Annotated in this window: 25 protein-coding genes and 1 tRNA gene; 8 read left to right on the plus strand and 18 right to left on the minus strand. The window is 57.0% G+C overall.

Annotated elements, in window-relative coordinates:
* Window positions 1-85: 85 nt before the first annotated feature.
* The 10 genes from ACR0AG_RS07820 to ACR0AG_RS07865 all read right to left on the minus strand — a co-directional run bounded on the left by ACR0AG_RS07820 (window position 86) and on the right by ACR0AG_RS07865 (window position 6,845).
* Complete coding sequence (locus ACR0AG_RS07820) at window positions 86-961, minus strand: carbon-nitrogen hydrolase family protein (protein WP_480837713.1); 876 nt, start codon at window positions 959-961, stop codon at window positions 86-88.
* Window positions 962-1,099: 138 nt separating this feature from the next.
* Window positions 1,100-1,342 carry a hypothetical protein gene (locus ACR0AG_RS07825; RefSeq protein WP_480837714.1) on the minus strand — a complete coding sequence of 81 codons (243 nt, stop codon included), beginning with the start codon at window positions 1,340-1,342 and terminating at the stop codon, window positions 1,100-1,102.
* A 170-nt stretch (window positions 1,343-1,512) separates the two neighbouring features.
* Window positions 1,513-2,106, minus strand: a complete 594-nt coding sequence (locus ACR0AG_RS07830; protein WP_480837715.1) for a GNAT family N-acetyltransferase — start codon at window positions 2,104-2,106, stop codon at window positions 1,513-1,515.
* Window positions 2,099-2,497: a ketosteroid isomerase-related protein gene (locus ACR0AG_RS07835; protein WP_480837716.1), complete on the minus strand. Its 399-nt coding sequence runs from the start codon at window positions 2,495-2,497 to the stop codon at window positions 2,099-2,101. Before ACR0AG_RS07835 ends, ACR0AG_RS07830 begins: the two co-directional genes overlap by 8 nt.
* Window positions 2,494-2,952, minus strand: coding sequence for an arsenate-mycothiol transferase ArsC (locus ACR0AG_RS07840; RefSeq protein ID WP_480837717.1), 459 nt, complete (start codon window positions 2,950-2,952; stop codon window positions 2,494-2,496). Before ACR0AG_RS07840 ends, ACR0AG_RS07835 begins: the two co-directional genes overlap by 4 nt.
* A 3-nt stretch (window positions 2,953-2,955) precedes the next feature.
* The gene (locus ACR0AG_RS07845) at window positions 2,956-3,435 is read right to left on the minus strand and encodes a UPF0262 family protein (RefSeq protein WP_480837718.1); all 480 of its coding nucleotides are present in this window, start codon (window positions 3,433-3,435) and stop codon (window positions 2,956-2,958) included.
* A gap of 78 nt (window positions 3,436-3,513) precedes the next feature.
* Entirely contained in the window at window positions 3,514-4,815 is a 1,302-nt protein-coding gene (gene hisD / locus ACR0AG_RS07850) for a histidinol dehydrogenase (RefSeq protein ID WP_480837719.1), read from the minus strand.
* A 126-nt stretch (window positions 4,816-4,941) separates the two neighbouring features.
* Window positions 4,942-5,418: a DUF2948 family protein gene (locus ACR0AG_RS07855; protein WP_480837720.1), complete on the minus strand. Its 477-nt coding sequence runs from the start codon at window positions 5,416-5,418 to the stop codon at window positions 4,942-4,944.
* Window positions 5,415-6,683 carry a UDP-N-acetylglucosamine 1-carboxyvinyltransferase gene (murA, locus tag ACR0AG_RS07860; protein WP_480837721.1) on the minus strand — a complete coding sequence of 423 codons (1,269 nt, stop codon included), beginning with the start codon at window positions 6,681-6,683 and terminating at the stop codon, window positions 5,415-5,417. Before murA ends, ACR0AG_RS07855 begins: the two co-directional genes overlap by 4 nt.
* 6 nt (window positions 6,684-6,689) lie before the next feature.
* Window positions 6,690-6,845: a hypothetical protein gene (locus ACR0AG_RS07865; RefSeq protein ID WP_480837722.1), complete on the minus strand. Its 156-nt coding sequence runs from the start codon at window positions 6,843-6,845 to the stop codon at window positions 6,690-6,692.
* Between the two features lie 83 nt (window positions 6,846-6,928).
* Between ACR0AG_RS07865 and ACR0AG_RS07870 the strand changes: the two genes are divergently transcribed.
* Window positions 6,929-7,003: transfer RNA gene (locus ACR0AG_RS07870), tRNA-Thr, on the plus strand.
* Between the two features lie 91 nt (window positions 7,004-7,094).
* On the plus strand, window positions 7,095-7,259 hold the full coding sequence (locus ACR0AG_RS07875) for a DUF6538 domain-containing protein (RefSeq protein WP_480837754.1): 165 nt from the start codon (window positions 7,095-7,097) through the stop codon (window positions 7,257-7,259).
* Between the two features lie 331 nt (window positions 7,260-7,590).
* Here ACR0AG_RS07875 and ACR0AG_RS07880 read toward each other — a convergent pair whose 3' ends face one another.
* Window positions 7,591-8,436: a sulfotransferase family protein gene (locus ACR0AG_RS07880; protein WP_480837723.1), complete on the minus strand. Its 846-nt coding sequence runs from the start codon at window positions 8,434-8,436 to the stop codon at window positions 7,591-7,593.
* A 720-nt stretch (window positions 8,437-9,156) separates the two neighbouring features.
* Here ACR0AG_RS07880 and ACR0AG_RS07885 point away from each other — a divergent pair.
* The 4 genes from ACR0AG_RS07885 (at window position 9,157) to ACR0AG_RS07900 (ending at window position 13,549) form a co-directional block, all read left to right on the plus strand.
* Window positions 9,157-10,668: a sulfatase-like hydrolase/transferase gene (locus tag ACR0AG_RS07885; RefSeq protein ID WP_480837724.1), complete on the plus strand. Its 1,512-nt coding sequence runs from the start codon at window positions 9,157-9,159 to the stop codon at window positions 10,666-10,668.
* Window positions 10,669-10,853: 185 nt separating this feature from the next.
* Window positions 10,854-12,305: a class I SAM-dependent methyltransferase gene (locus tag ACR0AG_RS07890; RefSeq protein ID WP_480837725.1), complete on the plus strand. Its 1,452-nt coding sequence runs from the start codon at window positions 10,854-10,856 to the stop codon at window positions 12,303-12,305.
* A gap of 44 nt (window positions 12,306-12,349) precedes the next feature.
* Window positions 12,350-12,964, plus strand: a complete 615-nt coding sequence (locus ACR0AG_RS07895; RefSeq protein ID WP_480837726.1) for a YidC/Oxa1 family membrane protein insertase — start codon at window positions 12,350-12,352, stop codon at window positions 12,962-12,964.
* Window positions 12,965-13,117: 153 nt separating this feature from the next.
* Window positions 13,118-13,549, plus strand: coding sequence for a hypothetical protein (locus ACR0AG_RS07900; RefSeq protein ID WP_480837727.1), 432 nt, complete (start codon window positions 13,118-13,120; stop codon window positions 13,547-13,549).
* Window positions 13,550-13,556: 7 nt separating this feature from the next.
* On the opposite strand, the gene ACR0AG_RS07905 is transcribed toward ACR0AG_RS07900, so the two are convergent.
* From ACR0AG_RS07905 to ACR0AG_RS07925, 5 genes are all read right to left on the minus strand, one after another.
* A complete protein-coding gene (locus ACR0AG_RS07905; protein ID WP_480837728.1) occupies window positions 13,557-13,802 on the minus strand; it encodes a MoaD/ThiS family protein in 246 nt (81 codons plus the stop codon).
* Window positions 13,795-16,050, minus strand: coding sequence for a xanthine dehydrogenase family protein molybdopterin-binding subunit (locus ACR0AG_RS07910; RefSeq protein ID WP_480837729.1), 2,256 nt, complete (start codon window positions 16,048-16,050; stop codon window positions 13,795-13,797). Before ACR0AG_RS07910 ends, ACR0AG_RS07905 begins: the two co-directional genes overlap by 8 nt.
* Complete coding sequence (locus ACR0AG_RS07915) at window positions 16,050-16,529, minus strand: (2Fe-2S)-binding protein (protein WP_480837730.1); 480 nt, start codon at window positions 16,527-16,529, stop codon at window positions 16,050-16,052. Before ACR0AG_RS07915 ends, ACR0AG_RS07910 begins: the two co-directional genes overlap by 1 nt.
* Window positions 16,526-17,392: an FAD binding domain-containing protein gene (locus ACR0AG_RS07920; RefSeq protein WP_480837731.1), complete on the minus strand. Its 867-nt coding sequence runs from the start codon at window positions 17,390-17,392 to the stop codon at window positions 16,526-16,528. The genes ACR0AG_RS07915 and ACR0AG_RS07920 overlap by 4 nt, the downstream gene beginning before the upstream one ends.
* A 125-nt stretch (window positions 17,393-17,517) precedes the next feature.
* Window positions 17,518-20,730 carry a reductive dehalogenase gene (locus tag ACR0AG_RS07925; RefSeq protein ID WP_480837732.1) on the minus strand — a complete coding sequence of 1,071 codons (3,213 nt, stop codon included), beginning with the start codon at window positions 20,728-20,730 and terminating at the stop codon, window positions 17,518-17,520.
* Between the two features lie 75 nt (window positions 20,731-20,805).
* Between ACR0AG_RS07925 and ACR0AG_RS07930 the strand changes: the two genes are divergently transcribed.
* Window positions 20,806-21,708, plus strand: a complete 903-nt coding sequence (locus tag ACR0AG_RS07930) for a LysR family transcriptional regulator (protein WP_480837733.1) — start codon at window positions 20,806-20,808, stop codon at window positions 21,706-21,708.
* A 2-nt stretch (window positions 21,709-21,710) separates the two neighbouring features.
* On the opposite strand, the gene ACR0AG_RS07935 is transcribed toward ACR0AG_RS07930, so the two are convergent.
* On the minus strand, window positions 21,711-22,745 hold the full coding sequence (locus ACR0AG_RS07935; RefSeq protein WP_480837734.1) for an ACP S-malonyltransferase: 1,035 nt from the start codon (window positions 22,743-22,745) through the stop codon (window positions 21,711-21,713).
* Entirely contained in the window at window positions 22,742-24,934 is a 2,193-nt protein-coding gene (locus ACR0AG_RS07940; protein ID WP_480837735.1) for a dehydrogenase E1 component subunit alpha/beta, read from the minus strand. The genes ACR0AG_RS07935 and ACR0AG_RS07940 overlap by 4 nt, the downstream gene beginning before the upstream one ends.
* Window positions 24,935-25,078: 144 nt before the next feature.
* Between ACR0AG_RS07940 and ACR0AG_RS07945 the strand changes: the two genes are divergently transcribed.
* Complete coding sequence (locus ACR0AG_RS07945) at window positions 25,079-25,963, plus strand: LysR substrate-binding domain-containing protein (protein WP_480837736.1); 885 nt, start codon at window positions 25,079-25,081, stop codon at window positions 25,961-25,963.
* Window positions 25,964-26,061 lie beyond the last annotated feature (98 nt).

The raw sequence follows: 26,061 nt of genomic DNA on the forward strand, positions 1-26,061 counted from the left end.
TCCACATTTAAGTTGCACTCGCAGAATCTGCGAGGATGTGCGCTTAAATGAGCCTATTTCCGCCTTATTTCAAGGGCGGAATCATCTAAAGGCGGGATATTGTGACCGATTGGACTCGGGGCGGTTGCTCGTCCCAATGTAACCGGTTCAGCACGTGACCGTCCGCACGAACATTGGCAATGGCCGACAGATCGACCTCGGCATAGGTCCAACCGGGCTGGTTCAAAACCCCTTCGGACAACACGCCGGTCGGTGGGAAGCCAATGTCGGGCGGTCCGAAAACACCACCGGTTCCGGTGTTCATATCCACGGCTTCCGACCACGGATACGCGCCGACTATGGATGACATGACCGAAACGCATTGGTTTTCCAGCGCCCGCGACATCGCGCCGATCCGCACCCGCCAATAGCCTGACAGCGCCTCGGTGCAGGACGGCACAAGGATCAGATCCGCCTCGCTGAGGGCGCGGCCCAGCAACGGAAACTCACTGTCGTAACAGATCAGAATACCGATCTTGCCCAGTGCGGTTTCAAACAGTTTCAGCGGACCGCCGGGGACGACATCCCAGGCCTCGCGCTCGAACCGGGTCATGATCTGCTTGTCCTGATGGTCCTGCGCGCCATCCGGTGTGTACAGCATCGCCCGGTTCACCGGACGCGCGCCACCGGACAGAACCGGGGCAGAGGCGCCCAGAATGTGAACCTTGAACTCCTGCGCCAAACGTGTGTGAACGCTTGATGCTTCGCCCATACGGTCCGAGACCGCGTGGATCGACCGTTCCAGATCACCTGAGATATCCGCGCCATCAAGCGTAGACAACTCCATCGCACCATATTCCGGAAACACCAGCAGGTCAGCACCCTGAGCCGCAGCCTCAGACACCCACCGATGCAACTTGTCCTCGTACTGCGCCCAACTGTCGAGCCAATCGAGGTCATAGGCGGCGGTTGCGGCTTTCATTTCGGCCTTCCCAGCTATTCAGTCCACGGCACAGATTAATCGCCACCATACAAACTTGTATAGGGAGCTTTGGACGATGCGCTCAAAAACCGTACGGCAAGCGACCCTTTCGCCGAACACCAAGACCGGTTGGTACGCCTATTCCAGCCCCCAGCTTTCCTCATACTGGCCCATAAGCCGCGACATATCGAGCAAAGAGGCAAAGAGCCGGGCGTAAACGTCCCGCGACATCATGGGTTTGTTGTCGTCCAGCACATTCAGCAAATCGACGATGCTTGAGGCAAAGCGGTCGTAAACCACTGCATCTGCGGCAGTGGGATCCAATGTCCAAATCTCATGCGCGTCATAGTAACTGGCGGGCTTCGGTTCGTTCTCAATCATTCTGTGACCTCATGAATCTGAGGCCTACTTGAGGGCGAACCCCGCGCTGACAAGCCTGCTGGCGAAAAGTCGCAAGACAATGGCAGAAACAAAAAAAGGAAAGTGCATCAGGGGTTTGGATGGCCTGATTGCCTAAGCGATCTCAGTCCATTTTGAGGGGCGGCAAACGCCTACAAATCCCTGATCCAGAATTGCAGGGGCTTAAGGGTTTCGCCGTCTTCTCCGACATCCTTCCACGAAAACTGCGCGACGACGCCGGGCAAAGGCTGATACCCTCGCGCGCGCCAGAACGGGTCCAGAGGGCGATAATTCGCGGGCCGCATCGGGTGATCATCCGGGCGTTGGACGCCGCAAAAGGCGCATTTGGCAAAGCCCAACCGCCGCGCGTGGGCTTCGCGTTCGTCAAAAAACTTGTGACCAACCCCGTGCCCGCGATAATCGGGCAGCAAGACGGATTCCGCGCAATAGAAAATCTGTCCCAGATCCAGGTCTGTGCCCTCGAAGGCGGCGGCAAAATCATCCGCGTGATCCGTCAGCGGCGCCCCGGTCGAGGCGCCAATAAGGCGGTCATGGTCGAAAGCCCCGACCACGATAGCCCTTTTGCTGTCGCGATAGGATTGCAGGTAAGTGCGTTCGTACTCCAGATCGCCGTCATAGAGGTAGGGCCAGGCGCGAAACACTTCGATCCGCAGGCGCGCGACATCATCCAGCGCGCGCTCCAACTCTGCGCCTGTCAGGGCGCGGACGGCTGTGACTTCAGCCATTCGAAACCTGTTTGGTCCAATCCGCCAGGTTATAGAAAGTTGTGACCCGGGTGATCTTGCCGTCTTTCAGGTCGAAAAAGGACCCCGCGGGCAAACGGTAGGACTGACCATGGGCTTGCGGCAGGCCTTCATCGGTTTCCAGATAAGTGCCATTCACAATGAATTCGGCAGCGGCGCGCGTGCCGCCCTCGGCGTCAAATACCACGATATCCGTCAGGTTTTCGCGGTAACACCGGTTCATATGGGCGCAAAACGCGGCAAATTTCTCTTTGCCAACACGGATCTGCCCCTCGTTGACATGATGAGCAACATCGTCGGACAGGCAGGCCAGCATGCCGTCCACATCCCCTGCATTAAAGGCATCGAAATAGGCTTTGACGGTCGTGTTCATGTGCTCTCCTTCGGCTCGCCCCATCGATCTTTCAGATGTTGGATAATCTGGTCGCGAGTCTGACGATAGTGGTGTAATTTCTGTTCGCGATTTTCGCCCAGCCCGGTCGGGTCCATGATCGGCCAGTAGTCCACATCAAGATGGAACAGCCGCGTCAGTTCCAGCGCGCGACGTTGGCTGGCTGGCGACAAAGCGACGATCAGGTCAAACGAGCTGAGATCATCGCCCCATTCCTGCATCTCATCGAACGAGCGTGAGCGATGCCGCGACAGCTCGACCCCGATCTCCTGGCAGGCTGATATGCAAAACCCATCGATCTCAAGGTCATTGTGAACGCCCGCCGACTGAACGTAAGTGCCCGTGCCATAGAATTTTTTCATGATCCCTTCAGCCATAGGCGAACGGACCGAGTTGTGGTCGCAACAAAACAGGATGGACTGCGGCAGTGGCCTCACCTGTTATCCCCCGAAGTGCAGCACGCAAATCAGCGTGAACAGGCGTCGCGCGGTGTCGGTATCAACTTCGGCCTTACCTTCCAATCGTTCCTGCAGAACCCGGCTGCCTTCGTTGTGAATGCCGCGCCGGGCCATATCGATGGTTTCGATCTGGCTGGGCGGCAATGTCTTGACCGCATCGAAATAGCTTTCGCAGATCTGAAAGTAGTCTTTTACCACCTGTTTGAACGGACCAAGGGACAGATGGAACTCGGCCGCCTTTTCGCTGGCTTCTGTCGCGATGTCGAAAACCAACCGCTTGTCCCGGATCGAAAGCTGCACATGATAGGGGCCGTCGGGCACGCTGCGATCATCCCGGCGCGGCAGGGTGAACGAGTTGTCTTCCAGCAGATCGTAAATCGCCACCTTCCGCTCCTGCTCAATCTCGGGCGTGGGGGGAGGCATGTTACGGTCGTCAAGTTCAATATGCGATATGCGGGTCATTCGGTATTCGTCCAACAGGGTCCGAGGGGACCTTTAACATTGAAAGTGGTGAGGCAAAGGGGCGCGGATTGCAAGCCATCACTCGTTCAGGCGCTTTAATCGCGCCAGAACCGAAAGACCATGCGCCTCAAGGCTTTCAGATTGCGCCAATTGCGCCGCTGAGGGGCCGATTGCACGCAACGCCTCGGGCGTCATCTGGCTGATCGTGGTGCGTTTGAGAAATTCCATCACACTCAGCCCCGATGAAAACCGCGCCGAACGGGCTGTGGGCAGGACATGGTTTGGCCCGCCGACATAATCGCCAATGGCTTCGGGGGTGTACTGACCCAGAAAAATCGCCCCGGCGTGATGGGTCTTGTGGCTCAGCGCCACCGGGTCGGCGACGCACAATTCCAGATGCTCGGGCGCGATGCGGTTCGACAAATCCGCGGCCTCGTCAAGATCACGAACGGTGATGATCGCACCAAAATCGCGCCAGCTGGCCCCGGCAATTGACCGGCGCTCCAGCGTTTCCAAACGTCGTTCGACGGCCTGCGCGACCAAGCCCCCGAACTCCGCATCATCCGTGATCAGAATGGACTGCGCATTTTCGTCATGCTCTGCCTGGCTGAGCAAATCCAGAGCGATCCAATCGGGGTCGTTGTCCTTATCCGCAATGACCAGAATTTCCGAAGGGCCGGCGATCATGTCGATCCCGACCTTGCCAAAAACGCGGCGCTTTGCGGCAGCGACAAAGGCGTTGCCCGGGCCGGTGATCTTGTCGACCGGCTGAATTGTCTCGGTGCCATAGGCCAACGCTGCAATCGCCTGCGCGCCGCCAATGCGATAAATTCTATCCACGCCCGACAGCTGCGCAGCCAACAGGACCAACGGATTTACCTGACCATCAGGGGTCGGCACTGCAATGGCCAACCGTTCGACACCGGCAACCTTGGCTGGGATAGCATTCATCAACACCGATGACGGGTAAGATGCGATACCACCGGGCACATACAGCCCTGCCGCCGAAACCGCAGACCATCGCCAGCCCAAAGTGGCGCCAGCCTCATCCACCCATTCCTCATCCGATGGCATCTGCCGTGCGTGATAGGCACGAATGCGGTCGGCCGCCAACTCCAGCGCCGCGCGATCCTCGGCCCCGACCAGCCCGGTCGCGGCCTGGATTTCTTCGGCGCTGAACGCGATCGTGCCAGGCGTCAACTTCAGGCGATCAAACTTTTCGGTCAGTTCAATCACCGCCGCATCCCCACGGCTGCGCACATCCGCAATGATCCCGGCCACAACCGCGTCCACATCGGGGCTGTCTTCGCGCTTGGCCGACAGCAGCGAAGCAAAGCTTGTTTCGAAATCCGGGGACGTTGTGTCCAGAAAGACGGGCATGTCAGAAACTCCGCAGCATTTGGTCGGCTTGTAGCGTCCGGAATGCACGCCCTCAAGCCTTGGCCGAAAGGTTGCAACAGTTTGCCCCAGCACCGTTGGCCGAGGGCGCAAACAGAGGGCTAAGGCTTATTCCGGATGGTGCGGTGCGTGGCCGGATGGGGCCTGATAAGGGCGCGTCACGTCTTTGAGCGTGGCATCCAGCGCCTCGACCTTTAACCGGATCGCGCCATCACCCGCCAATGTCAGCAGAACCTGACCCGCGCCATCTTCGCCAGGCTCGAAATCCACCGACAGCAGAGACAGGATCATGTCCTTGTCGCTGCGGTCGATGCCCTGGCTGGCCACGGACAGAACCGAGCCGAAAACCAGCACGGACTGGACGCGCTCAAACGCGCGCCTGCGGCGGGTTGCGGCATCCTTGTCTTCCCAGCGAAACCGGTTCAGCAGCAGCGCAAAACGCCGCTCGGACGGGCGCCATGTCATCTCAGTGACCGGAAACACAGCATCCTGCGTCAGGGTCGAAATGACCTGCAGATCATCTGCATCCTCGGCCCCCAGATTCAGAGGAACCTCGCGGCCATCTTCAAAACTTGCGTCACTCATGAGCCCGTTATCCGTTCGATTTTGGCGCCGACGCCTTCCAGCTTGCGCACCACATGTTCATATCCGCGGTCCAGATGGTACACCCGGCTGACCGTCGTTTCCCCTTCTGCCGCCAAACCGGCAAGGATCAACGACACCGAGGCCCGCAGATCCGTCGCCATCACCGGCGCGCCCTTCAGCCGTTCAACCCCGGTCACTGTCGCGGTCCCGCCTTGGACCTCGATATTCGCGCCCATGCGCACCAGTTCAGGTGCGTGCATGAACCGGTTTTCAAAGATGCGCTCCTCCAGAACCGAGGTGCCTTCGGCCGTACACATCAGCGCCATCATCTGCGCCTGCAGATCGGTGGGGAAGCCGGGGAAAGGTTCCGTGACCACACCAACCGACGTCACGCGTCCGTTTTTGCGCGACACTTTCAGACCCTTTTCGGTCTGTGCCACACTCACTCCGGCTGCGTCCAGCTTGGCGGCAAAACTTTCAACCAGACGCATTCGGCCGCCCAGCAGTTCAACCTCGCCGCCGCAAATGGCAGGGGCCAGCATATAGGTGCCCAATTCGATCCGATCGGTGACAACCTGATGGGTAGCCCCATGCAGACGGTCAACGCCCTGAATTTCGATGGTCGAGGTACCTTCACCCGCAATTTGCGCACCCATTTTGCGCAAACATTCCACCAGATCGACGATTTCCGGCTCGCGCGCGGCATTTTTCAGAACGGTTGTGCCCTTGGCCAGCGTTGCGGCCATGACGATGTTCTCGGTCGCACCCACGGATGCAAAGCGCATCTCATGCACGGCACCTTTCAGCCCGCCTGTGGCCTTGGCATGTAGATAGCCGTCTTTCAGCTCGATCTCTGCCCCCAGCGCCTCAAGCCCTTCAACATGCAGATCCATCGGGCGCGCACCAATGGCGCAGCCACCCGGCAGCGACACAACCGCCTGCCCAAGCCGCGCCAGCATCGGGCCCAGAACCAGGTTTGACGCACGCATCTTGCGTACAATGTCATAATCCGCCGTGTGGCTGTTCAGAACGTGGCTGGACATGGCAATGACCTGCCCGTCCTGCAGCGACGATACCTCGGCCCCCAACGACTGCAGCAATTGAGTCATTGTCTTGATATCACTCAGGCGCGGCGCATTTGTCAGGGTCAGCGGTTCTTCGCTGAGCAGCGTCGCTGGCATCAGCGTCAGACAGGCATTCTTCGCCCCCGCAATGGGTATTTGCCCATTCAGCGGGCCGTTGCCCGTCACCAGAATCGAATCCATCTGCTCTTATCCCTCGTCCTTACCGGCTTTGTCATCCGAGGCCGCCCGCGCCGTGGCCTGCGCCTTGCGCCGCGCCATGTTCGCCTTGAGTGCAGCCTTCAGCCGCTCCTCTCGCGCATCCCCGGGTTTGCCGTGTTTTTTAGGTGAATTTTTGTCTGCCATTGTCTTTCTCTACAGCAGACACAAAAAACCGTCCAGACACCCTTGCGCCGCGTTTCGTTTGAGTCTAATCACCCGCCCACGATGCTGCTGTAGCTCAGAGGTAGAGCACTCCCTTGGTAAGGGAGAGGTCGAGAGTTCAATTCTCTCCAGCAGCACCATGACTTCCTTATATACATCATAAACTTACGCCAAACCAAGGGCTTGCGCTTGCAAACTCCTACATAGGAGTCCTACACAGTGACCCGGACAATGCCCTCACCGACCAAGGACAAGAATAACGGAATTTTCTACCTTCGGGTGCGCGTTTCGGCTGGCTTGGCGCGACTCACTGGGAAAGTCGAGGCGACAAAGTCGCTTCGCACCCGAGAACCCGCAGCAGCGAAAGAGCGGTTCGCGGTAGAATATGCAAAGTGACAGAAGCAATGGGCAGCCCTCCGAGCAAGGGCGGAACGCCTATGCAATCTTTGGCTGTTTCAACCCTTCTCTTGCCACAAAAACTTGAAGTCTTCAGACGTAGCCAGAACAAAACGCAAAAAAATTATGTCGATCAAAATGATTGGGGACCCCATCCACGGGTTCGTTGACTTCGAAGGTGCGGACTGCGTTGTGACTTATCAGCCTATTTTCTCCACCAGCAGATGCTACATACAAAATTTGACGAGAAAAGGCCCCACATACTTTTGAGCGTCATGTCTCAGTGATTTGTCTGCCGCGGCAATTGAGATGCAGGACGTGCATATAGGGCCTAAACACTCTGTTTCCCAAAAAGCTTACGAAGCCAAGTTTGAGACTGGTTCACCTCGCCGGAAATTCGCTCTGGTTTAGATTGTTTCTGCGGATCGACCTGCTGCCATGACGACGAGTTTTCAGACAAGTCCCACAGGCCTCTCTTGAAGCCAAACTTGTCCAAAAACGCTTTGGCATCTGTGGAAACAAGCGAGATGAATTCTCTGCGAACTTCCATAGGTATTTCTGGCACACTTGGACGGTTGGGCTTCCAATTGCCCTTGTTTGCATTTGGAAAACTCAGGTTTCTTGGCTCAAGATCTATGTGTAGCTGCATCCGATACATCCAAGCTTCGGGCTTTTGCTTGATAGCTTCCAACGGGACTACAAGAATTTTCGGCTCAGAGAACCAACGGCTATAATAGCTATACTGCCTCAAGAACTGGCAGCGGAATACCAAGGCTTTTTTCCATTGTCCTAAAGCATCAGCGAAAGGCATCTCCTTTCCAGAAATCTCAGCATGCATACGCCAGTTTGATATTGCGCACTCGATCGGATTGCGCACGATGTAGATTAATTTTGCTTCTGGGTACTCATCCCAGATCTTTTTTGCTGGAGAGTCGTCAGAACTGGCGGCATAGGTGTAACTCGGTGAAAAATCACCGCATAACTCATCATCGTGAGCCTGTGCAAAATTAGCATGGTACCAATCCCACCCCTTTGCTTCATTGGTCCCGCAAAAAAACCGTGGCTCTTTAATTTCGGGTGAGAACACGTTGGGATGCTGCCTAAGGGATTTGAAAATACTCGTCGTTCCACATTTTGCGGCACCTATTACAAAGAAATCAATTCGAGGTTTTTTCATTGGATTTTCCGATGGGTGTTGCAAAATTACTTCGCGAACGGTTACCCGTATCGCGCGTCAAACATAACAATTTAAGTTTCGTTCTTCACCCCCGCGACGCAAAAAATGCCTAGCGGTTGAGTTGGACAATTCACGAGGGGAAACTTTTGATCCTTCTGTTTGCCTCCGCAATCTACAACCAACAAGGTTCATCTAAATGCCGGAGCCTGACGTATTGACCTTCTCCGTGCAGTCTTAAAATACGCCAACAATAATACCGTGTCAGATCAAGTGGCAGAACCATCGAGCAGGTCTGAGTGGTATACTGTTCTCAATACCTCAATCCGGGTAGCATCGGACATCCAACTTGCGGTCGTTTGCATAAAATTTGAGGCCTTTCGGAAGGCTTCGCTAGACGCAATGCCGTCGGGTGTAATTATCGGGATAGGCTAGAAGCATACCTGCCAGCCCAAGCTTGTCACTTAACTCCCGCTCCTTCTCCATCAGCAGGCCCATCAAATCATAGGCACGGCTGAGATTTGCGAAACAGTTAGAATGGGATCGCATATGAAGACTGATCTGAAAAACACATTAAATTAGTCCCAGGCCTGCCTGCTGATACTTTTCAAAAACCAAACTGTGTAGTAGCGATCTCCTCTTGAGCTCTCAGCTAGCCTGAACCCCAACAATTGAAGACAACGACACATTACGCTAACACATACCCGACAACCGGAGGCAGTCTTGGTCACAAAAAACAACCGCAAAAAGTACCTAGGCATATTCTTATGCGCATTCATATTGGTTGCTGCGCTATCGATCTTCACGCTGGATACAATTCTCAGCGCAAAGAATGAGTTTCGCCCCGTTGAGCTGGACTATATCAAAACCGCCTTTCTGGTATGCTGTTCCGTCCTCGTCGCGATGGTTGTTGTTTCAAACCTGTTGCCGCCGAAACTTGCCATCGCTGGGAGAGCCCTGACAGGCGCGATTTTTGCTGCCGCTGTTTTTTCGATAAACTGGTCGATGGTTGAAGCATTCGTGTTGCTTCCTACGATCGCAATGGCTGGCCTTTGCCTTCTTGCAACTTACTTGGTCTATATCGTCTTGAGCTTGGGCAACAAAGGTCAGTTAATCGTCGCTGTTATCACGGCCGTCGTTTTTGTCGCTGTGCCCGGACAGGAACTGCTAGAAGAGACTGAAGAACCTAAGAAAATTAAAAACAAGAAGTTCCCGGACATTAAAGACATCACGTTTGCAACGAAACCCAATGTCTATTTCATTTCGTTTGACTCAATACACCCCAAAAGCCTGACATCACGCTATATGGACATTGAGGAAACTGCTTTTCACGAACCGGTATATACCAGAATGGATCGGTTCGAAAACTTGTTCTCTGTTCGCGTTCCGACAAGATATGCAATGAATTTGATGTTACGGATGGACGTTGATGAATTCGATCTCGGAAAGCGCAAGAGTTTTGAACTATATCGTGGTAGGTATGACGGTCGCTTAAATGCAATTTTTCGCAACAACGGTTATGAAGTCAACACAGCCTACGGTGGCAAGTATTTTGGAACCGAAAAGGGCCGCTTCGTAGACAGATATCATATCCCATCGCAATCAACGGGCGCGTGTGAATTCAATGACAGCAAGTTTCGACAAGTGTCCTTGTTTGGTCTCTGCCGTTTCATTGACAAAAAAGCCGATGGAAAAATAGACAAAGCGGCATTCATGCTGGATTTCGTGTCTTACCTTTCCCGCCAGAAGAAGCCGCAATTCTTGCTCGCTTCGATCTACTCGCCTGGCCACACAGGTAAAGACTTCTTCATCGAAGACGAAGAAGCCGACGCCGCATACAACGAATTCTATCTGGAACGGTCCAAGGAAGCACAGCAAACCATGGAGCGGTTGCTGGACCAGCTTGAACGGGAAGACCCCACAGCCATTCTTTATATATTTGGTGATCACGGCCCTTGGCGGAGTCGCGGAACCTGGGAGACCCGTTTTGCCCATGACCCTGTATTTTTTGTACACGACCGCTTTGGAATATTAGGAGGAGTTTTTCCGAAAGGGCGTTGCAAAACTTACGTGGACTTGAGAAATGAGCAGACGTATACGACAAGCGTTCAAGGTGCGGAAGCAATCTTAAAGTGCCTGACCGAGGGTCGTTACGACGAACTGGATCAGGACTATAGAATAAACCGAAGCGTTGACGGCGTAAGCGATAAATTTGAGGACTATGTATATGAATAGCCACAAGAGATTGGCACTACTCATCATTGCCGCTGCCATTGTGCACCCATCTGTTGCTCTCGCATACGTGGATCCGGGTTCGGGAAGCGTTATTGTGACCACAATTCTTGGGTTCTTTGCGGCGATTGCCTACACGTTTCGGAAGTACTTTTATAAACTGAAGCGGAAAGTGTTCGGCTCAAATAGTGACGAAGAAAACAACCGAGCGCTCGATGATTAAAGCAAACGGTGGGTCGTTTCGTGATCCCAGCAGCCGTGTGTACTCTGTTGGATCGCCAGGAAGCAACGGTTACGCAATATTCCGGGGCGTCGATAGTGAGACGTTGGCAAATTTCGAAAAACTCCAAGCTGAGCCCTTCTACAAGCAACTGGAATCAGAAAATCGCGTTGTAAAAACTAGTCTTTGTGCGTCCCAAGAACCAGTTGCGCAGGAAATCCTAGAAGACGGATGGGCGGGTGTGATGCAGCACGAGCCCGTTTCGTTCATTTCCTATTCTTACGAATGGTCGTTCGCGATGCTAAGACGAGCGGCACTTTTACATCTACGTATCTTGACCGATGCGCTGGAGGCCGGTTGGATCGTCAAGGACTCAACACCCTTTAACATCCAATTTAATGGTACGGCGCCAATTTTTATTGACATCCCATCGTTTGTACCTTGGCAGGACGGTGAACCTTGGACAGCATATCGACAGTTTTGTTCCTGTTTTCTTACCCCTCTGATGATGCGCAGCCATCTTGGTATTAACCATCTACCTTTGCTACGGTCCTACTTGGACGGCATACCACCGGTTGAGGCTGCCAACTATTTTAAAGGTTTCTCTCGCCTTAAGCGAGGAGTAGCCAGCCACATCATGCTACCGGCGCGTGTCGAAAGGCAGATTGAATCACGTGAGCGTGATGCTGTTCCCGCACAAGATCGTAGCCAGCGCAAAGTTAGCCGAAAATACGTACTCGCTCTTGTTGAAAGTGTAACACGTCTCGTCAAATCGCTCTCTGTGAACATCAAACACACGGATTGGTCAGAGTACGATAAAACCCACACTTACGACAATGATGAATTCCAAGTGAAGAAAGGCTTTGTAGAGCAGTTCATACAAGTGAAAAAACCATCCTGTGTAATGGATATTGGTTGCAACACAGGCACTTTTTCAAAAATCGCGGCAGAACATGCTGACTTAGTCATTGCGGCGGACGGCGATCACGACGCAGTCCAGAAGCTTTTTATGCATGAATCCGGTAATTCGGAACACAACAACATTGTACCCTTGGTACTAGATCTGTCCAACGTTTCGCCCAATCAAGGATGGGCCGGCAAAGAGCGTTCTTCGTTTGATGATCGCGCCAAGCCAAATGCTATTTTGGTTTTGGCCTTGGTCCATCACATTCGAATTTCCGCCAACATCCCAATGGCACTGTTCCTTGATTGGTTGCAATCCTTCGAATGTGATATCGTGATTGAGTTCGTTGATCGGCACGATGAGATGGTGGTAAAGCTACTTCAAAACAAGGTCGAACAGTACTTGGATTACAGTCGCGCGGCCTTTGAGCAAGAGCTGCAAACGCGGTTTAAGGTTCAAGCATCCGAAGAAATCAAGGGCGGTAAACGCGTAATTTACCATGTTGAATCGCAGTGATACATGACTTTTTTTACGCAGTATTGCTGCCTGTTATATATCCGATGGAATGGGTCTTCGATCTAATTTGGTCGGTTACAAATTCAGCCGGTCTATCGATTATTCTTCTCGCGATTGTGGTCTCCACTGCAACTATCCCACTGAAAAAGTGGGCAAAAAAGTCCGAAGACAAGTTTCTCGCGCTCAAGAAAACTGTCGACGCCGACATCGCACAGCAGGCTGTTGGCCTTAAAGGGGAAAAACGATTTGAAGTTGTGGAAAAAGTCTATGAAAAGCACGGTTACCACCCCATAAAATCGATCGTAGCTGGGACATCGTTCGTTGTTATGCTCCCATTTCTGATTTCTGCGATCTATATTTTTGGAGGCTCCGAAGAATTGAAGGGGGTTAGCTTTCTGATTATCGGTGACCTTTCGAGCCAAGATCATCTTTTGTTTGGGTTAAATCTACTGCCTGTATTGATGTTGTTTTTGGGGGCGGGTGAAGCCCTGTTGCGTTGGCAGGACCAAATGGATCAATTGATACGTTACCTGATAGTGTCGGTTGTTTTGTTTGCGTTGGTTTATTCACTTGCATCAGCGCTAATTATCTACTGGATCAGCATGAATGTTTGTGCCGGAGTTATTTTCTTTGCTGCGAACGGTCGGGGCGCGCACTAAGGAAGTTATCCCAACACAAGCACATGTATCACCACAAAGCACATACGGTGTTTCACGGGGGCTCGCCCTGCTGTGACGATGGTTTATTGGGCATCTCGCATTTCGACCGCATATCCTATTCTAGAGACAAAAGGACCAAGAATCGGAGGCGTTATGACGAAGTTCAGCAGTTACGCATCGGCGCTCGCCCTTGTTATCGCTGGTGGTTTGATCAGTGATCCGGTGGGGGCGCAAACGTTTCACGTCAATAACCACGGCGGAATCGAAGGGCGAAAGGTCATAAAACACCATCGACACACGGGCGGGACCGTTGCCGTTCGGGTAAACCGCCACTTTGGAATTGTCGTGACGTCACCGGCGGCGAAACCCAAGATCTATTCTCCGCCCAAAGCCGTGGTGCAGAAAAAGAAACACAAACGGTATTACTACACGTCCAAGCCTGTGTCGCATTACAAGTATCAAAACAGATACAGGCACAATGGATATGTTGGGGCAAAGCCCAAATTGCAGTCCCGGCATATCCCGTACAAGGGCCTGAAACGACGGTCGTTTCACCGCATTCCGCACGGGTTTCACCGGCGGTAATCCGGGGTTATCCACCGCGCAGGCGTTGCAGCAGATAGACCTCGCTTCCCTCGGGGATGGGTTCTGACAGTCCTGTGGCAATGACCCGACCGTTGATGGCAATGGAAACGCCAGCGTCGATCGGGGCCTGCAGCTGAGGGTGCAGGCGCACCAGCTCTTGCAGCAGCTCGCCTGTGGTCGAGGCCTCAACCTCGACCATCTGCTGGCCCCCGGTCAGCGACCGGAGGCTGGACCAAAGGTTGACCTCAACCACGGTCTTTCAAAGCCGCAAGGATGCGCGGGGGCGACATCGGCAATTGCCGCATCCGCACGCCTGCCGCATTGGACACCGCGTTGGCGATGGCTGCCAGCGGGGGTACGATGCCCGTTTCGCCGACGCCGCGCACGCCGAACGGATGTCCGGGATTGGGCACTTCGACAATCACGGTATCGATCATCGGCAGGTCACTGGCCACCGGAATGCGATAATCGAGGAAGATCGAGTTTTGCAGGCGACCATCATCGCCATAGATATATTCTTCGTTCAAAGCCCAGCCGATGCCCTGCGCGGCACCGCCCTGGTATTGCCCTTCAACATAGGTTGGGTGAATGGCCTTGCCCGCGTCCTGAATCACCGTATAGCGCGAGACGCTGGTTTTGCCGGTTTCCGGATCGACCTCGGCATCAACGATATGGGTCCCGAACGAAACACCAGCCCCTTCGGGTGTTGCCTCGAAATGGCCCGAGATCGGGCCGCCGGTTGCACCCATATTGGCCGTGATCTCAGCCAGTGGCAGGGGGTCGAAATCGCCTGCGTTGGGGCCCGAAGGAACCGCGCAGCCGTTTTCCCACTTTACCGCATCCACAGGGATGCCCCACTTCGCCGCCGCACGTTCGCACAGCTTCTCGACAGCGTGTTTTGCAGCGCTGATCGTGGCGAGACCGCTGGCATAGGTCACCCGGGACCCGTGGGACACATCGTTGTACCCCAGTGTCGCCGTGTCCGCGATGGTCACACGAATGTTTTCATAGGGAATGCCCAACACTTCGGCGGCCATCAGCGCCATGGATGCGCGCGACCCTCCGATATCCGGCGTGCCGACCATGACCTGCGCCGATCCGTCCTCGGACAGGGCCAGCGACACGCTTGTCTCGCCGCCGTGGTTGAACCAGAAGCCGCAAGCAACGCCGCGCCCCTGCCCCGGCTTGAGCGGTGCGGAATAATGCGGGTGCGCCTTGGCAGCTTCCAGCGTTTCAACCAGGCCGATCCGTTCATAGGTCGGGCCATAGCTGGCCTTTGTGCCCTCATGCGCGGCGTTTTTCAGGCGTACATCCACCGGGTCGAGGTCCAGTTTGTTGCACAGCTCATCAATGACTGATTCCACCGCAAAGGCACCCATCGGCGCACCCGGCGCGCGGTAGGCGGCTTGTTTCGGGCGGTTGGCGATCACGTCATAACCCACCTGCCGCACGTTGGTCAGGTTATAAGCGGCAAAGGCACACATCGCCGTCATATCAGCCGGGGCGCCCGGGAACGCGCCGCCCTGCAAACGGAAGATACCTTCGGCTGCGGTAATCGTGCCGTCGTTTTTCATCCCGATCTTGATGTCCATCGACGCGGATGAGGTCGGGCCTGTGGACCGGAACACTTCGGACCGGCTCATGACGATCTTGACCGGGCGGTTAGCCTTGCAGCTCAGCGCCAGCGCGACAGGTTCGATGAAAACAGTTGTCTTGCCGCCAAACCCACCGCCGATTTCAGACGCGGTGACCCGCAGCTGAGCGGTTTCGATGCCCACAAGCGTGGCGCAGTATTTCTGCGCGTACCAGTGGCCCTGAGTGGTGCACCACAGCTCACCTTTGCCGTCAGCACCCAGCGAGGCCAGGCACGCGTGCGGCTCGATATATCCCTGATGCGTGGCCTCGGTGACAAAGCTGTCCTCGACCACCAGATCGGCCTCTGCAAAACCCGCCTCGACATCGCCGTGGCCACTTTCATGATAGCGAACGACGTTCGGGTGCATCCCTTCGGGCACGGAATAATCCGCCGCACCTTCACGGATCACCGGTGCATCGGGGGCCATCGCCTTGTCAACATCGGTGACGTGGGGCAGCACCTCATATTCGACCTCGATCAGCTTGAGGGCATCACGCGCCGCAAGCGCCGAAGTGGCCGCTACTGCCGCGACCGCATGCCCGTCATAAAGCGCTTTTTCGCCCGCCATGACGTTTTCCAGCACGCTCCAGAACTCGCCATCCAGTCCCGGATAAAATGGAACATCCGCAAAATCGGCCCGGGTCACGACGGCTTTGACATCCTTGTGGGCCTCGGCCTTGGAGGTGTCGATCCGAACGATCCGTGCGTGGGCGTGGGGTGAACGCAGAATGGCGCCGTGCAACATACCCGGCGCGTGCGCATCCGCGCCAAACTTCGCGCGGCCTGTGACCTTGTCCAAACCGTCCGGACGGTTTGGGCGCGTGCCAACGAAGGAAAAACCTGATTTGCGATCGTCCAGAGCCATTATGACGCCTCCCGCAGTTCTGCCGCCGTATCCATCACGGCGCGAATGATCTTGTCGTAACCGGTGCACCGGCACAGATTACCGGCCAGCCAATAACGCGTTTCTTCCTCGGTCGGGTTGGGGTTCTTTTCCAACAGAGACTTGGCCGCCACCAGAATACCCGGCGTGCAAATACCGCATTGCAGGGCGGCGTAATCGATCATCTTCTGCTGCAAGGGATGCAGCACATCGCCGTCGGCAATGCCTTCGACTGTTTCGATCTGCTTGCCTTCGGCCTCAACGCCCAGCATCAGGCAGGAACAAACCAAACGCCCATCGACGGTGACAGAACACGCGCCACAATCGCCGGTGCCGCAGCCCTCTTTCGCGCCGGTCAGGTTCAGCTTGTCGCGCAGGCAATCCAGCAGGGTTTCACGCGGATCGCAGAGGTATTCGACCTCATCGCCGTTCACGATGGTGGTTACATGAAGCTTGTTCATACGTTTTCTCCCTTGGCGCGGGCATAGGCGATTTTAGCCGCGCGTTTGGCCAGAACACCCGCAACTTCGGTGCGGAATTCAATTGTGCCGCGCTTGTCGTCGATCGGATTGCAAGCCGCTGACGCAGCCGCAGCCAGCGCATCCAGAGCCGCATCGTCCAGCGTGCTGCCGATCAGTGCCTGCGCGCAGGCATCCACCAGCAAAACGGTCGGAGCGACAGCGCCCAGCGCGACGCGCGCCTCGGTAACGGTATCTCCGGTCAGGCGCAGGCTAACGCCAACGCCGACCACCGCAATATCCATCTCGGTGCGTGGAATGAACCGCAGGTAGGCATCGCTCGCCGCCTCTCCGCGTGCAGGGATGTTCACGGCCGAGATCAGCTCACCCTTGGCCAGCGACGTCTTGCCGGGGCCCGTTGGAATATCCTCAACCGCGACGTCCCGCGACCCATCGGGCCCGGTGACCGTAACGGTTACACCCGCAGCTACCATCGCAGGCACCGAATCCGCCGCCGGGGACCCGTTGCACAGGTTGCCCGTCAGGGTCGCGCGACCCTGCACCTGCGTCGATCCGATCAGGTCCATCGCCTCAACCACACCGGGCCAGTCGCGGCCCAGACTGTCATGCTCGCTCATTTCGGCACCGGTAACAGCGACACCCAGCGTCCAACTGCCGTCTTCATTGCGCGCAATGTCGCTGACGCCATCGATCTTCTTGATGTCGATTAGAGTATCCGGCGTCACAAGGTCCGAGCGCAATTGCACCAGAACATCGGTGCCCCCGGCCAGAAACCGCGTAACACCCGTTGCATTCGTGGCCAGAGCCGATGCTTCGGCAAAACTGGCGGGGCTATGATAATTCATGAGATTTCCTCGCACCTGTTGGACAGGACATACTGGGTTTGTGCGGACGTTAGTGCAGCACCCAGATGACGTCCATGGCCGGAGCGACAAATTTTTTCAGTTTTGGAGTCGTTTCTGAGCGATTGCTAGAGGTCGACTTCAAGCTCTCCATCCGGGTCTGCCGCGCGGCTTTGACACAGGATCATCGTGCTTTCGCGCTGCTTGTTGGACAAAACAAAATCGCGATGCTCAACCTCGCCCGAAAGAACTGTGCATTTGCAGACACCACAAATGCCGTCTGCGCATTTGACATCAACGTGAAAACCGGCCTCGTTCAACACCTGCGCGGCATCCTTGTCGGCGGGCACGTCCAGCGTTCGGCCGGATTGACGGAGTTTGAGCCTAAAGGCGTGGTTCTCATAGTCCGGCTGCTCGGGAACCGAGAAATATTCCAGATGCCGCGCCTCTTCGGGAAACCCTTTTCGCGCGGCGGCTTGCATCACGCCATCCATGAACCGATCGGGTCCGCAGGTATAGACATGCCAGCCCTCCACATAGCCTGACAGAATGTTATCCAGATCGGCGCGCGTGCCTTCGTCCGAAAAATGATAGTGCACGTGATCCGCCCAAGGCATAGCTGCCAGGTCGGTCAGATACCCCGCCCCTTCGCGGGTGCTGGCGGAATAGTGCAGTTCGAACGGTTTGCCCAAGCTATGCAGGCGATGGGCAAAGGCGATCATCGGCGTGATCCCGATACCGCCGCCCATCAGAAAGGTTTTGGTCGCGTTTTCGTCCAGTTCGAAATGGTTGATCGGCTTTGAGATGAAAACCTTGCGCCCTTCGCTGAAGATGCGATGCAGCAGGGCCGAACCGCCGCGCCCCTCGTCCTCGCGCAGGACGCCGATCTGATAGGTTGCGCGATCGGACGGATCGCCCGACATCGAGTATTGCCGCAGGAACTCCGGGGCCACCAGCACGTCCAGATGCGCGCCCGCCGTCCACTCCGGCAAAGGAGCGCCGTCCAGCGACGAAAACTCGTATTTCGTGACGTCAGAGGTCATCTTGTCGACCTTCGTCAGATCGACCCGCATCACCGGGGCGTCTCCTGCGATCTGATACCGATGAATGACCGACATATCGCCCGCCGCCTTGCGGGTCTTGTATTCATCCGCCGTGACCATCGCCTCATAGGCTGCAATCCCGGCCTCACGATCCATGTTGAACGGGTACGGCCAAGGGTGCGGCGCCAGCGGGGCGGGATAGACAGCCAGCGTCTGATCCTCGTATTTCAGGTCCAGATCCTTTTGCAGGTCGCGTCTGTTGAGCGGATGTTGCGTGGGGCGATAGGCCCCGTCCGCCTGTAACTCGATATCCCACCACCATTTTTTAGTGTCGTTCAACCCGCCATTGCCGACAGCGTCATCAAGCTTCGCCAGGGCGGGCGCGGCTGCGGGCATGTTCATCGCGGCCCAACGGAAGGGCCGTTCCTTGAAGATCCCCTCAAGGTTCCATGGGCAGGTCTTCATACACCGCCCGCACATCGCACCGCCCGGCGTGGTGATCCGATAGGTCGCGCATTTCTGACTGTCGGATTTCCAGATTTCATAGCCATTGAACATCAGCTTTGGCCCTGCCGTGATTGCCCCAGAAGGACATTCGCGGGCGCATTTGTTGCAGCTCTCGCAAAAGGTCTGCAGGCCGAAATCAATCGGCTTGTCATGGGCCATCGGCATATCCGTCGTCACCACGCCCGATTTCAGGCGCGGGCCGAGATAGGGGTTCAGAATGACCTCTCCGATCCGGCTGACCTCACCCAATCCGCTAAGCAACAACAGCGGCGGCTGCAGGACCTCGCCATCCATCACCGTATGCGCCTTGGCTTTGTAGCCCAGATTTCGGATCTGCTGCGCGATCACGCCTCCCAACAACGAAAAGCGCAGATAGGCGCGCATGGATTGGGCCACGCTGATCCAGTCATCGCCGCTGGCCCCTTCCATCGTTTCATAGCCCTGATCAATGATCATGCTGATGGCCTGATCATGGGGCGGAATGATCTCCTCCCCGGTGGCATCGTGGGAATACCAACTCCATTCGGGGCACCGGCTGAGGCCCACCGCGTCGACCCCAAGGAAATAGGTCGCGGCCTTGATATTGGCGGCATTTCGCTCGGCATCCGTAGGGCGCTGAGCCTCAGCACTCTCTCCGTCCTGCAGCAGAACGAATGCCCCCAACGCGCGGCGCTGCGCAAAGCTGGGCGCGGCCTTGCGGGCGTAATGCCCACCCTTGGCCCCGTCTTGCAGAGCCTTACCCATGTCACCAAATTGCGCCCGCGCGAACATGTCGGCGCGTTTGGGCACGCGGGCCACGTTGGGCTCATCAATATAGGTGGTCGGTGTGTCCACGCGTTTGAGCTTTTCAAACGGGTGCGCCCCATCCACATAGCGTCGCTTGGCATAAGCGTCCCGGTTCAACGCATTCTTCGCAAAACCCGCGCCCAACCACCAGGCGGGGCCTTGGGTGCGGAACCACGGTTGCTCAGCCATCGGACGCAGAGGACGGTCATGTGCGATCTCCATCTCGGTGGTCACAGCGGCCAGGCCGAAGCGCCGACCCAGCCACGGCACGACCACCTCACTCTCTTCGACCGAGGCCAGCCCGGCGGCGACCGCCAGCTTGCCCAGATCAACCTCGGACGACATCGCCGTGTGGGCGCGCGCATCAAAGCCCAGAAGGCGGATGTAATTGGCGATGACCACCGCATTCTCGGTCGCCAGAAGGCAGGCGCGGTGATCTTGGGCGTCCATGATCCACTCTGCCCCGGGTTCTGCCGGCTCAGGGTCGCGATAGTATTCGTACAGAAAGACAATCGCATGGCGGTGGCTGTCCATGGGGCGCGGCGCGGCCTCCATGCTTTCTTTCAGATCCGCCATGATCACGTCGATGCCCGAGGCCAGCGTCTTGGTCTGGCGTGTTTTCAGCGCATGGGCCAGCCGGTCGATATCAGGGTTGCGCCGGGGTGCGGTTAGCATGGCGCCCGCAGGTAGTGGCCCGCAGCCCATCATCGAGGCATCGTTGAAATAGCCAAACGCTTTCAGATGGTTGGCGCGTTCCGCAGGGTCGGCGGGAATGTCTGACGCAACCGGGTTCACGAACCCATCCCGGATCGCATCCATCATCGCCTGAAACTCACCCATCGCGTTGACGATGCTTTCATGCTGCTTGGGCCGGTGAAAGCTCAATTCCGGCATGTCGGGTGTGTGTGACAGATCCGGCATGTCGTCCTGCCGGGCCAACCGCTCAAGCGGGAAAGATCCCATATGCACGGGCCGGTTCTTGTCCGAGAAAAAGCGGATCCCCATCGCGCACCTCCTGTTTCTGCCCGTCACCTAGAGCTTCGTAGACAACAAATCCATTCATGGATAGTCATACTTGGTATGAGCAAAATCGATTTCAGTGATCTGGACGGCAAAGTCCTGCGGGTTTTTCTGACCATTCTCGAAGAAAGCTCGGTCTCGAAAGCGGCAGACAGGCTGGGCGTGACGCAGTCAGCGATCAGCCACACCCTGTCCAAACTGCGCCAGGTGCTGGGCGATCCGCTGTTTGTCCGCTCGGGTCACGGGCTGACACCAACCGAGCGTGCCCTGTCGCTGAAGGAACCGGTGCAAAAGGTGCTGGACGATTTGCGCGCGCTGACCGTCGAGCGCCCGTTTGATCCCCTGTCAGAAGAGATCACGCTCCGCGTCGCGACCAATGACATGCCGCGTGAGTTGATCTTTCCCGAATTGCTACGCGCCACCCGGGCCGAAGGCGTAAGATTGCGGCTTGAGTTCATTCCTTCGGGCGTGCCGGACCCGGACGTTTTGCGCAGTGATCGGTGCCAGCTGATGCTGACGCCACTGCCGCCGGACGGGCCGGATATCTTTCAGAAAAGACTGCTGTCCAGCCCGCTGATGATGTATTTCGACGCCAGCCAAACACAGCCGCCGGACAGTTGGGACAGCTATTGCGGGCGCGATCATGTTGACGTGCGGTTTTCGGATGGGCGCAGTGCGCGTGCTGTCATGAAAGGCGTGGATCACGGCCGGATAATGCCACCCATCGTGACGCTGCCGCATTTCAACGCGATCCCATCCTTTGTGCTTGGAAGCGATCTGATTTCGACCGATACGGCCCTTATGGCACAGGGTCCGCTGGCGGCGCTGGATAGCGCGCCGCTGCCGTTTCCCTGTGATCCTGTTTCGATCTTCATGGTCTGGCACCAGCGGTCGACCAACGATCCGGCGCATCGCTGGCTGAGGGCACGTATCGAGGCCATCGCAGGCGCGCTGCAACCCTGATTTCAGCCTGTCACCAGACCGCGTTGATCCTCGCGACCCATAGCCACCAGGAAGGGCGCGTTATCCTGCTGCGACTGGAAGGCGGCCTTGTCTGAAAGCCCCTTCCAATCCGCCAGAACCAGTGATTGCGCGACCGCCCCGCCCAGCGTCGCCCCGGGCCCGGTGACGATGAAAAGATCCGGCGCAAACTCGCGCGCCGCGGTCTGGATGGCACGGGTGAAATCATAGGCATCGGTCACCTGATGACCCAGAGTGTAATCCCACAGTGCGGCAGTATCCGTCGCGTCCGGCCACCAGATCCTACCGCGCCCATCAATGAGGGGGGTGTCCGGTTGACCGAAGAGATCGGGTTTCAGTCGCGATCTACCCTCAGCGGCGACAGGCGCCTGTAGCCGCGTATGAAACGCCGCGTGGTTCGGCAGGCGCATCGGGAACCGTTCTTGGACAACCGGATGAGTCTTTTCGAACGCGGTCAGGCCAGCCTCATTTCCCGCCAGAACCAGCATGCCACCCAGATCGATGGACAACGCCAAAACCTGCCCGTCGACAGCATCGATGTCGGACACGTCCCGCAACAGCTTCGCTTTCCGCCCTTCATCATCACGCCAATCATCTGATGCGAACGGATAGACCAGCTGACCCCCGATCAGGTTCTGCTGCATCAGCGTCCCCATCGTGTTGACCACATCAAACCCGTTCTCCGGGCTAAGCGCCCCGGCCACGGCCAGCGCGATATACCACCCCATCGAGTTTCCGGTGACCGCGACAACCTCAATATCATCCGCAAGCGACTTGGCATCTGCCAGCGAGGCCGCGTAGATCAGGGGCGATGCGACATCCCCACGAGAATACGTTGCGACCGAGAACCGTTCTGCCCCGTCCAGCGCAGTTATCGCCTCTTGCCCGGCCTGCTGTCTTTGTGCGTCAAAGTGCCGGAACATGTCCAGTTTGTTGCCGTGGTGGTGATGCAAATAGCCAAGTTCAGGCTTGTTGTATGTGCCCCGACCCGGGCAGATAACGACGGCTGTACGGGTCATGATCGGCCTCCGGTCAGGGTCAAAGCGGCGGTGACAATACCGTCTTTGGACGGAAGAGGCGCGGCGTAGGCTGGGCCGGTCGCGATAAAGCTGTCTTCAGCCACAACGCGGGCGGTGGGCACGGTGACGCCCTCTTCTTGGAACAGGGTCATCAAAGCCTCGGATTGGCTGCCGGTGCGGCGGCACTCATCGACGATCAGAATATGTCGGCAGCCTTGGGTTGCCGCGCGCAATGCCTCAACCGGCATTGGGGCGAGCCATCGCATGTCGATGATCCGCGTGCTTAGCCCTGCGGCCTGCAGCTCGGGCTCGGCCTGTTTGGACAGGTAGTGACCATTGCCATACGTCACGATGGCAAGATCGGTTCCGTCCCCATGAACACCAACCTCTCCTAGTGCAATGCGTTGATCGGGCGACGGGTATGTGGTCATCCACCCGCCGTCCTGGGCGGTGTGCAGATCGCGCATCGGATAAAGCGCGATGGGTTCCAGAAAGACGACGACGCGCTGTTCTTCCCGCGCCAGCCTTACGCATTCGCGCAGCATCATTGCCGCTTCCGCCCCGGTTGACGGGCAGGCAATGATCACACCCGGTATGTCGCGCAGTACGGCCAGAGAATTGTCGTTGTGAAAATGCCCGCCAAAGCCTTTCTGATATCCCAGACCCGCAATCCGCAGCACCATCGGGTTGGTGAATTGCCCGTTTGAGAAAAACGGCAATGTGGCCGCCTCGCCGCGGATCTGATCTTCGGCATTGTGCAAATAGGCCAGAAACTGGATTTCCGGGATCGGTACGAAGCCGTTATGCCCCATGCCAATCGCCAGACCCAGAATGGATTGTTCGTCCAGCAACGTGTCGATCACCCGATCCTGACCAAAGCGTTGCTGCAGCTTTTGAGTCACGCCATAGACACCGCCCTTGCGGCCCACATCCTCGCCCATGCAGACGATTTCACCGTGTTCCAGCATCAGGTCGGTCAATGCCCAGTTGATCAGGCGGCTCATGGGCTGGGGGTCAGCCATGGCACGAGTATCACCGCCAAAAACACGCTCGCGCTTCGCCGCATCCGGCCCATTGGTCGGCTTGCACATACGTTTGGGCGGAATAAGGCTGGTCATCACCTCGGACGCCGAGGCCAGATGTGGGCGCTTGACCGCCTCGGTCGCAATACGATCGGTCCGCGCGCAGGTGTCCGTATATACTTTGAGCGCTTTGTCCGGTGTCAATGCTCCGGCTTCGTTCAGCAATCTCACCGAATGCAACAGGGGATCATTGGCTTCATCAGCCTCAACCTCTGCCTTGGGCAGGTAGGTGGTGGGCATATCCGCGCCAGCGTGACCGTAAAGGCGCACGGTTTTCAGGTGCAGGAAGGCAGGTTTGCGGCGGGTTCTGACGTAATCCGCAGCCTCTTTGGCCACCGCGTAGGTCTGAAAGATGTCCAGCCCGTTGGCCTGAAAGTACTTGATGCCGGGGCGATGCTCCATCGACGCCTGTATCCAGCCTTTGGGCGTTTTGACGGAGATCCCGATGCCGTTGTCCTCGCACACGAACAACAAAGGTAATGGCGTCGATTGGACACTGGTCCAACCCGCAGTGTTGATCGCACCTTGAGCGGTCGAGTGGTTGGCCGATGCATCCCCAAACGAGCACATGGCGATACCATCGTCGGGCAGCACCTGGTGTTCCGGCACATGGCGTCGCGCGGCGCCCAGCGCATAGGCTGCGCCAACGGCTTTGGGCAGGTGGCTGGCGATTGTCGAGGTCTGCGGCGGGATCATCAACGCTTTGGACCCCAGCACCTTGTGTCGACCACCAGACGTTGGATCCTCTTTCGAACAGGCAAAGCTCAGCAACATGTCCCAGGCGATCTGCTGGCCCGGCACCTGCTCGGCCCGTGCGATTTGAAACGCAGCATCTCGGTAATGCAGAAACGCGATATCCGACGGGCGCAGCGCATGTGCAACGGCCGCCATACCTTCGTGCCCCGAAGACCCGATGGTATAGAACCCCTGCCCGGCCTTCTGCATCGCGCGGCTGGTCCGGTCCAACGCCCGGCTCAGGACCTGCGAGCGAAAGATCGACACCGCATCCGCGTGTCTTAGCCCGTTTTGCGGCGGAGACCCTGCGGGCAGATCACCGCTGGCGACACGGGCAAGGAAATTGTCATGTACGATCTGAGCGCGGTCCATCTGTCCTCTCGGTTCTCTTGCACGGCGATCCCGCAGGCGAAATTACCTGCCTGAGACCGGACGCGCACATGCCGAAAGTCTAATCCCTCTGGCTGCGGCGAAAAACCAGTGTTATTGCGTTCTAAAGGTATGAGGTTTTTTCATATGATTGCCCCCCGCCGATTTCTGCCCTCGATCTCGTCACTGCGCGCACTTGAAGCCGTGGATCGCCTCGGCAGCGCATCTGCTGCGGCAGAGGAGTTATCCTTGACACAAAGCGCCATCAGCCGGCAGCTGAAATCCCTAGAGGATCAGCTGGGGGTCCAGATGATTGCGCGAAACAAAATGCGACTAGGGCTGACACCTGCGGGCAAGGATTATGTCCAAACCGCAAGAGGGGCCCTTCACGCGCTGTCTCAGGCCGCCGTGAAGCTCAAGACGAACCCAGGCGGCGGATCGCTGGATTTGTCCATTCTTCCGGCATTCGGCATGCATTGGCTCGCCCCAAGGCTGCGGGATTTTGCCCGCACGCACCCTGAGGTCAGCGTCAATCTTGGAACCCGGCTGGAACCGTTTGACTTTGCCACCGAACCCTTTGACGCCGCCATTCATTTCGGTCGCCAAGACTGGAGCGGTGTAAGCTACCTGCTCATCATGCAGGAATATGTGCAACCCGTATGCGCGCCGGATTTCAAGCCCGGCGGATTCTCTGACCTTCACGATCTGAAAGCCAGCACACTTTTGCACCTGCAAACCCGCCCGGATGCCTGGGAACGCTGGTTTCAGGCGCAAGGTGTTGACGGCTCAAAGGCACGCGGAACGCTGTTTGACCAGTTTTCGACGATGATGCAGGCGACGATTTTTGGCCTCGGGGTCGCCCTATTGCCCACCTATCTGATCGAGGAAGAACTTGCCAAGGGCCGCCTGATCCGTGCCTGGAACGGCCCGGATGTCAGCCTGGGTTCGTATTTTCTTGTTTGGCCCGATGCAGTTTCAATGCCCGCGCCCCTTCAGTCATTTCGAGGCTGGCTGGAAACCCAACTATCGTAACCTGCGCGGCCTTCGGCCTTGCGTCCTGCGGACGGCAGGGGGGCCAGGCCGGCGCAGGCTTTGCCTGCGCCGGCCTGGCCCAACGGGAGGATACCTTC

The sequence above is a fragment of the Ruegeria sp. H6 genome (assembly GCF_056532975.1).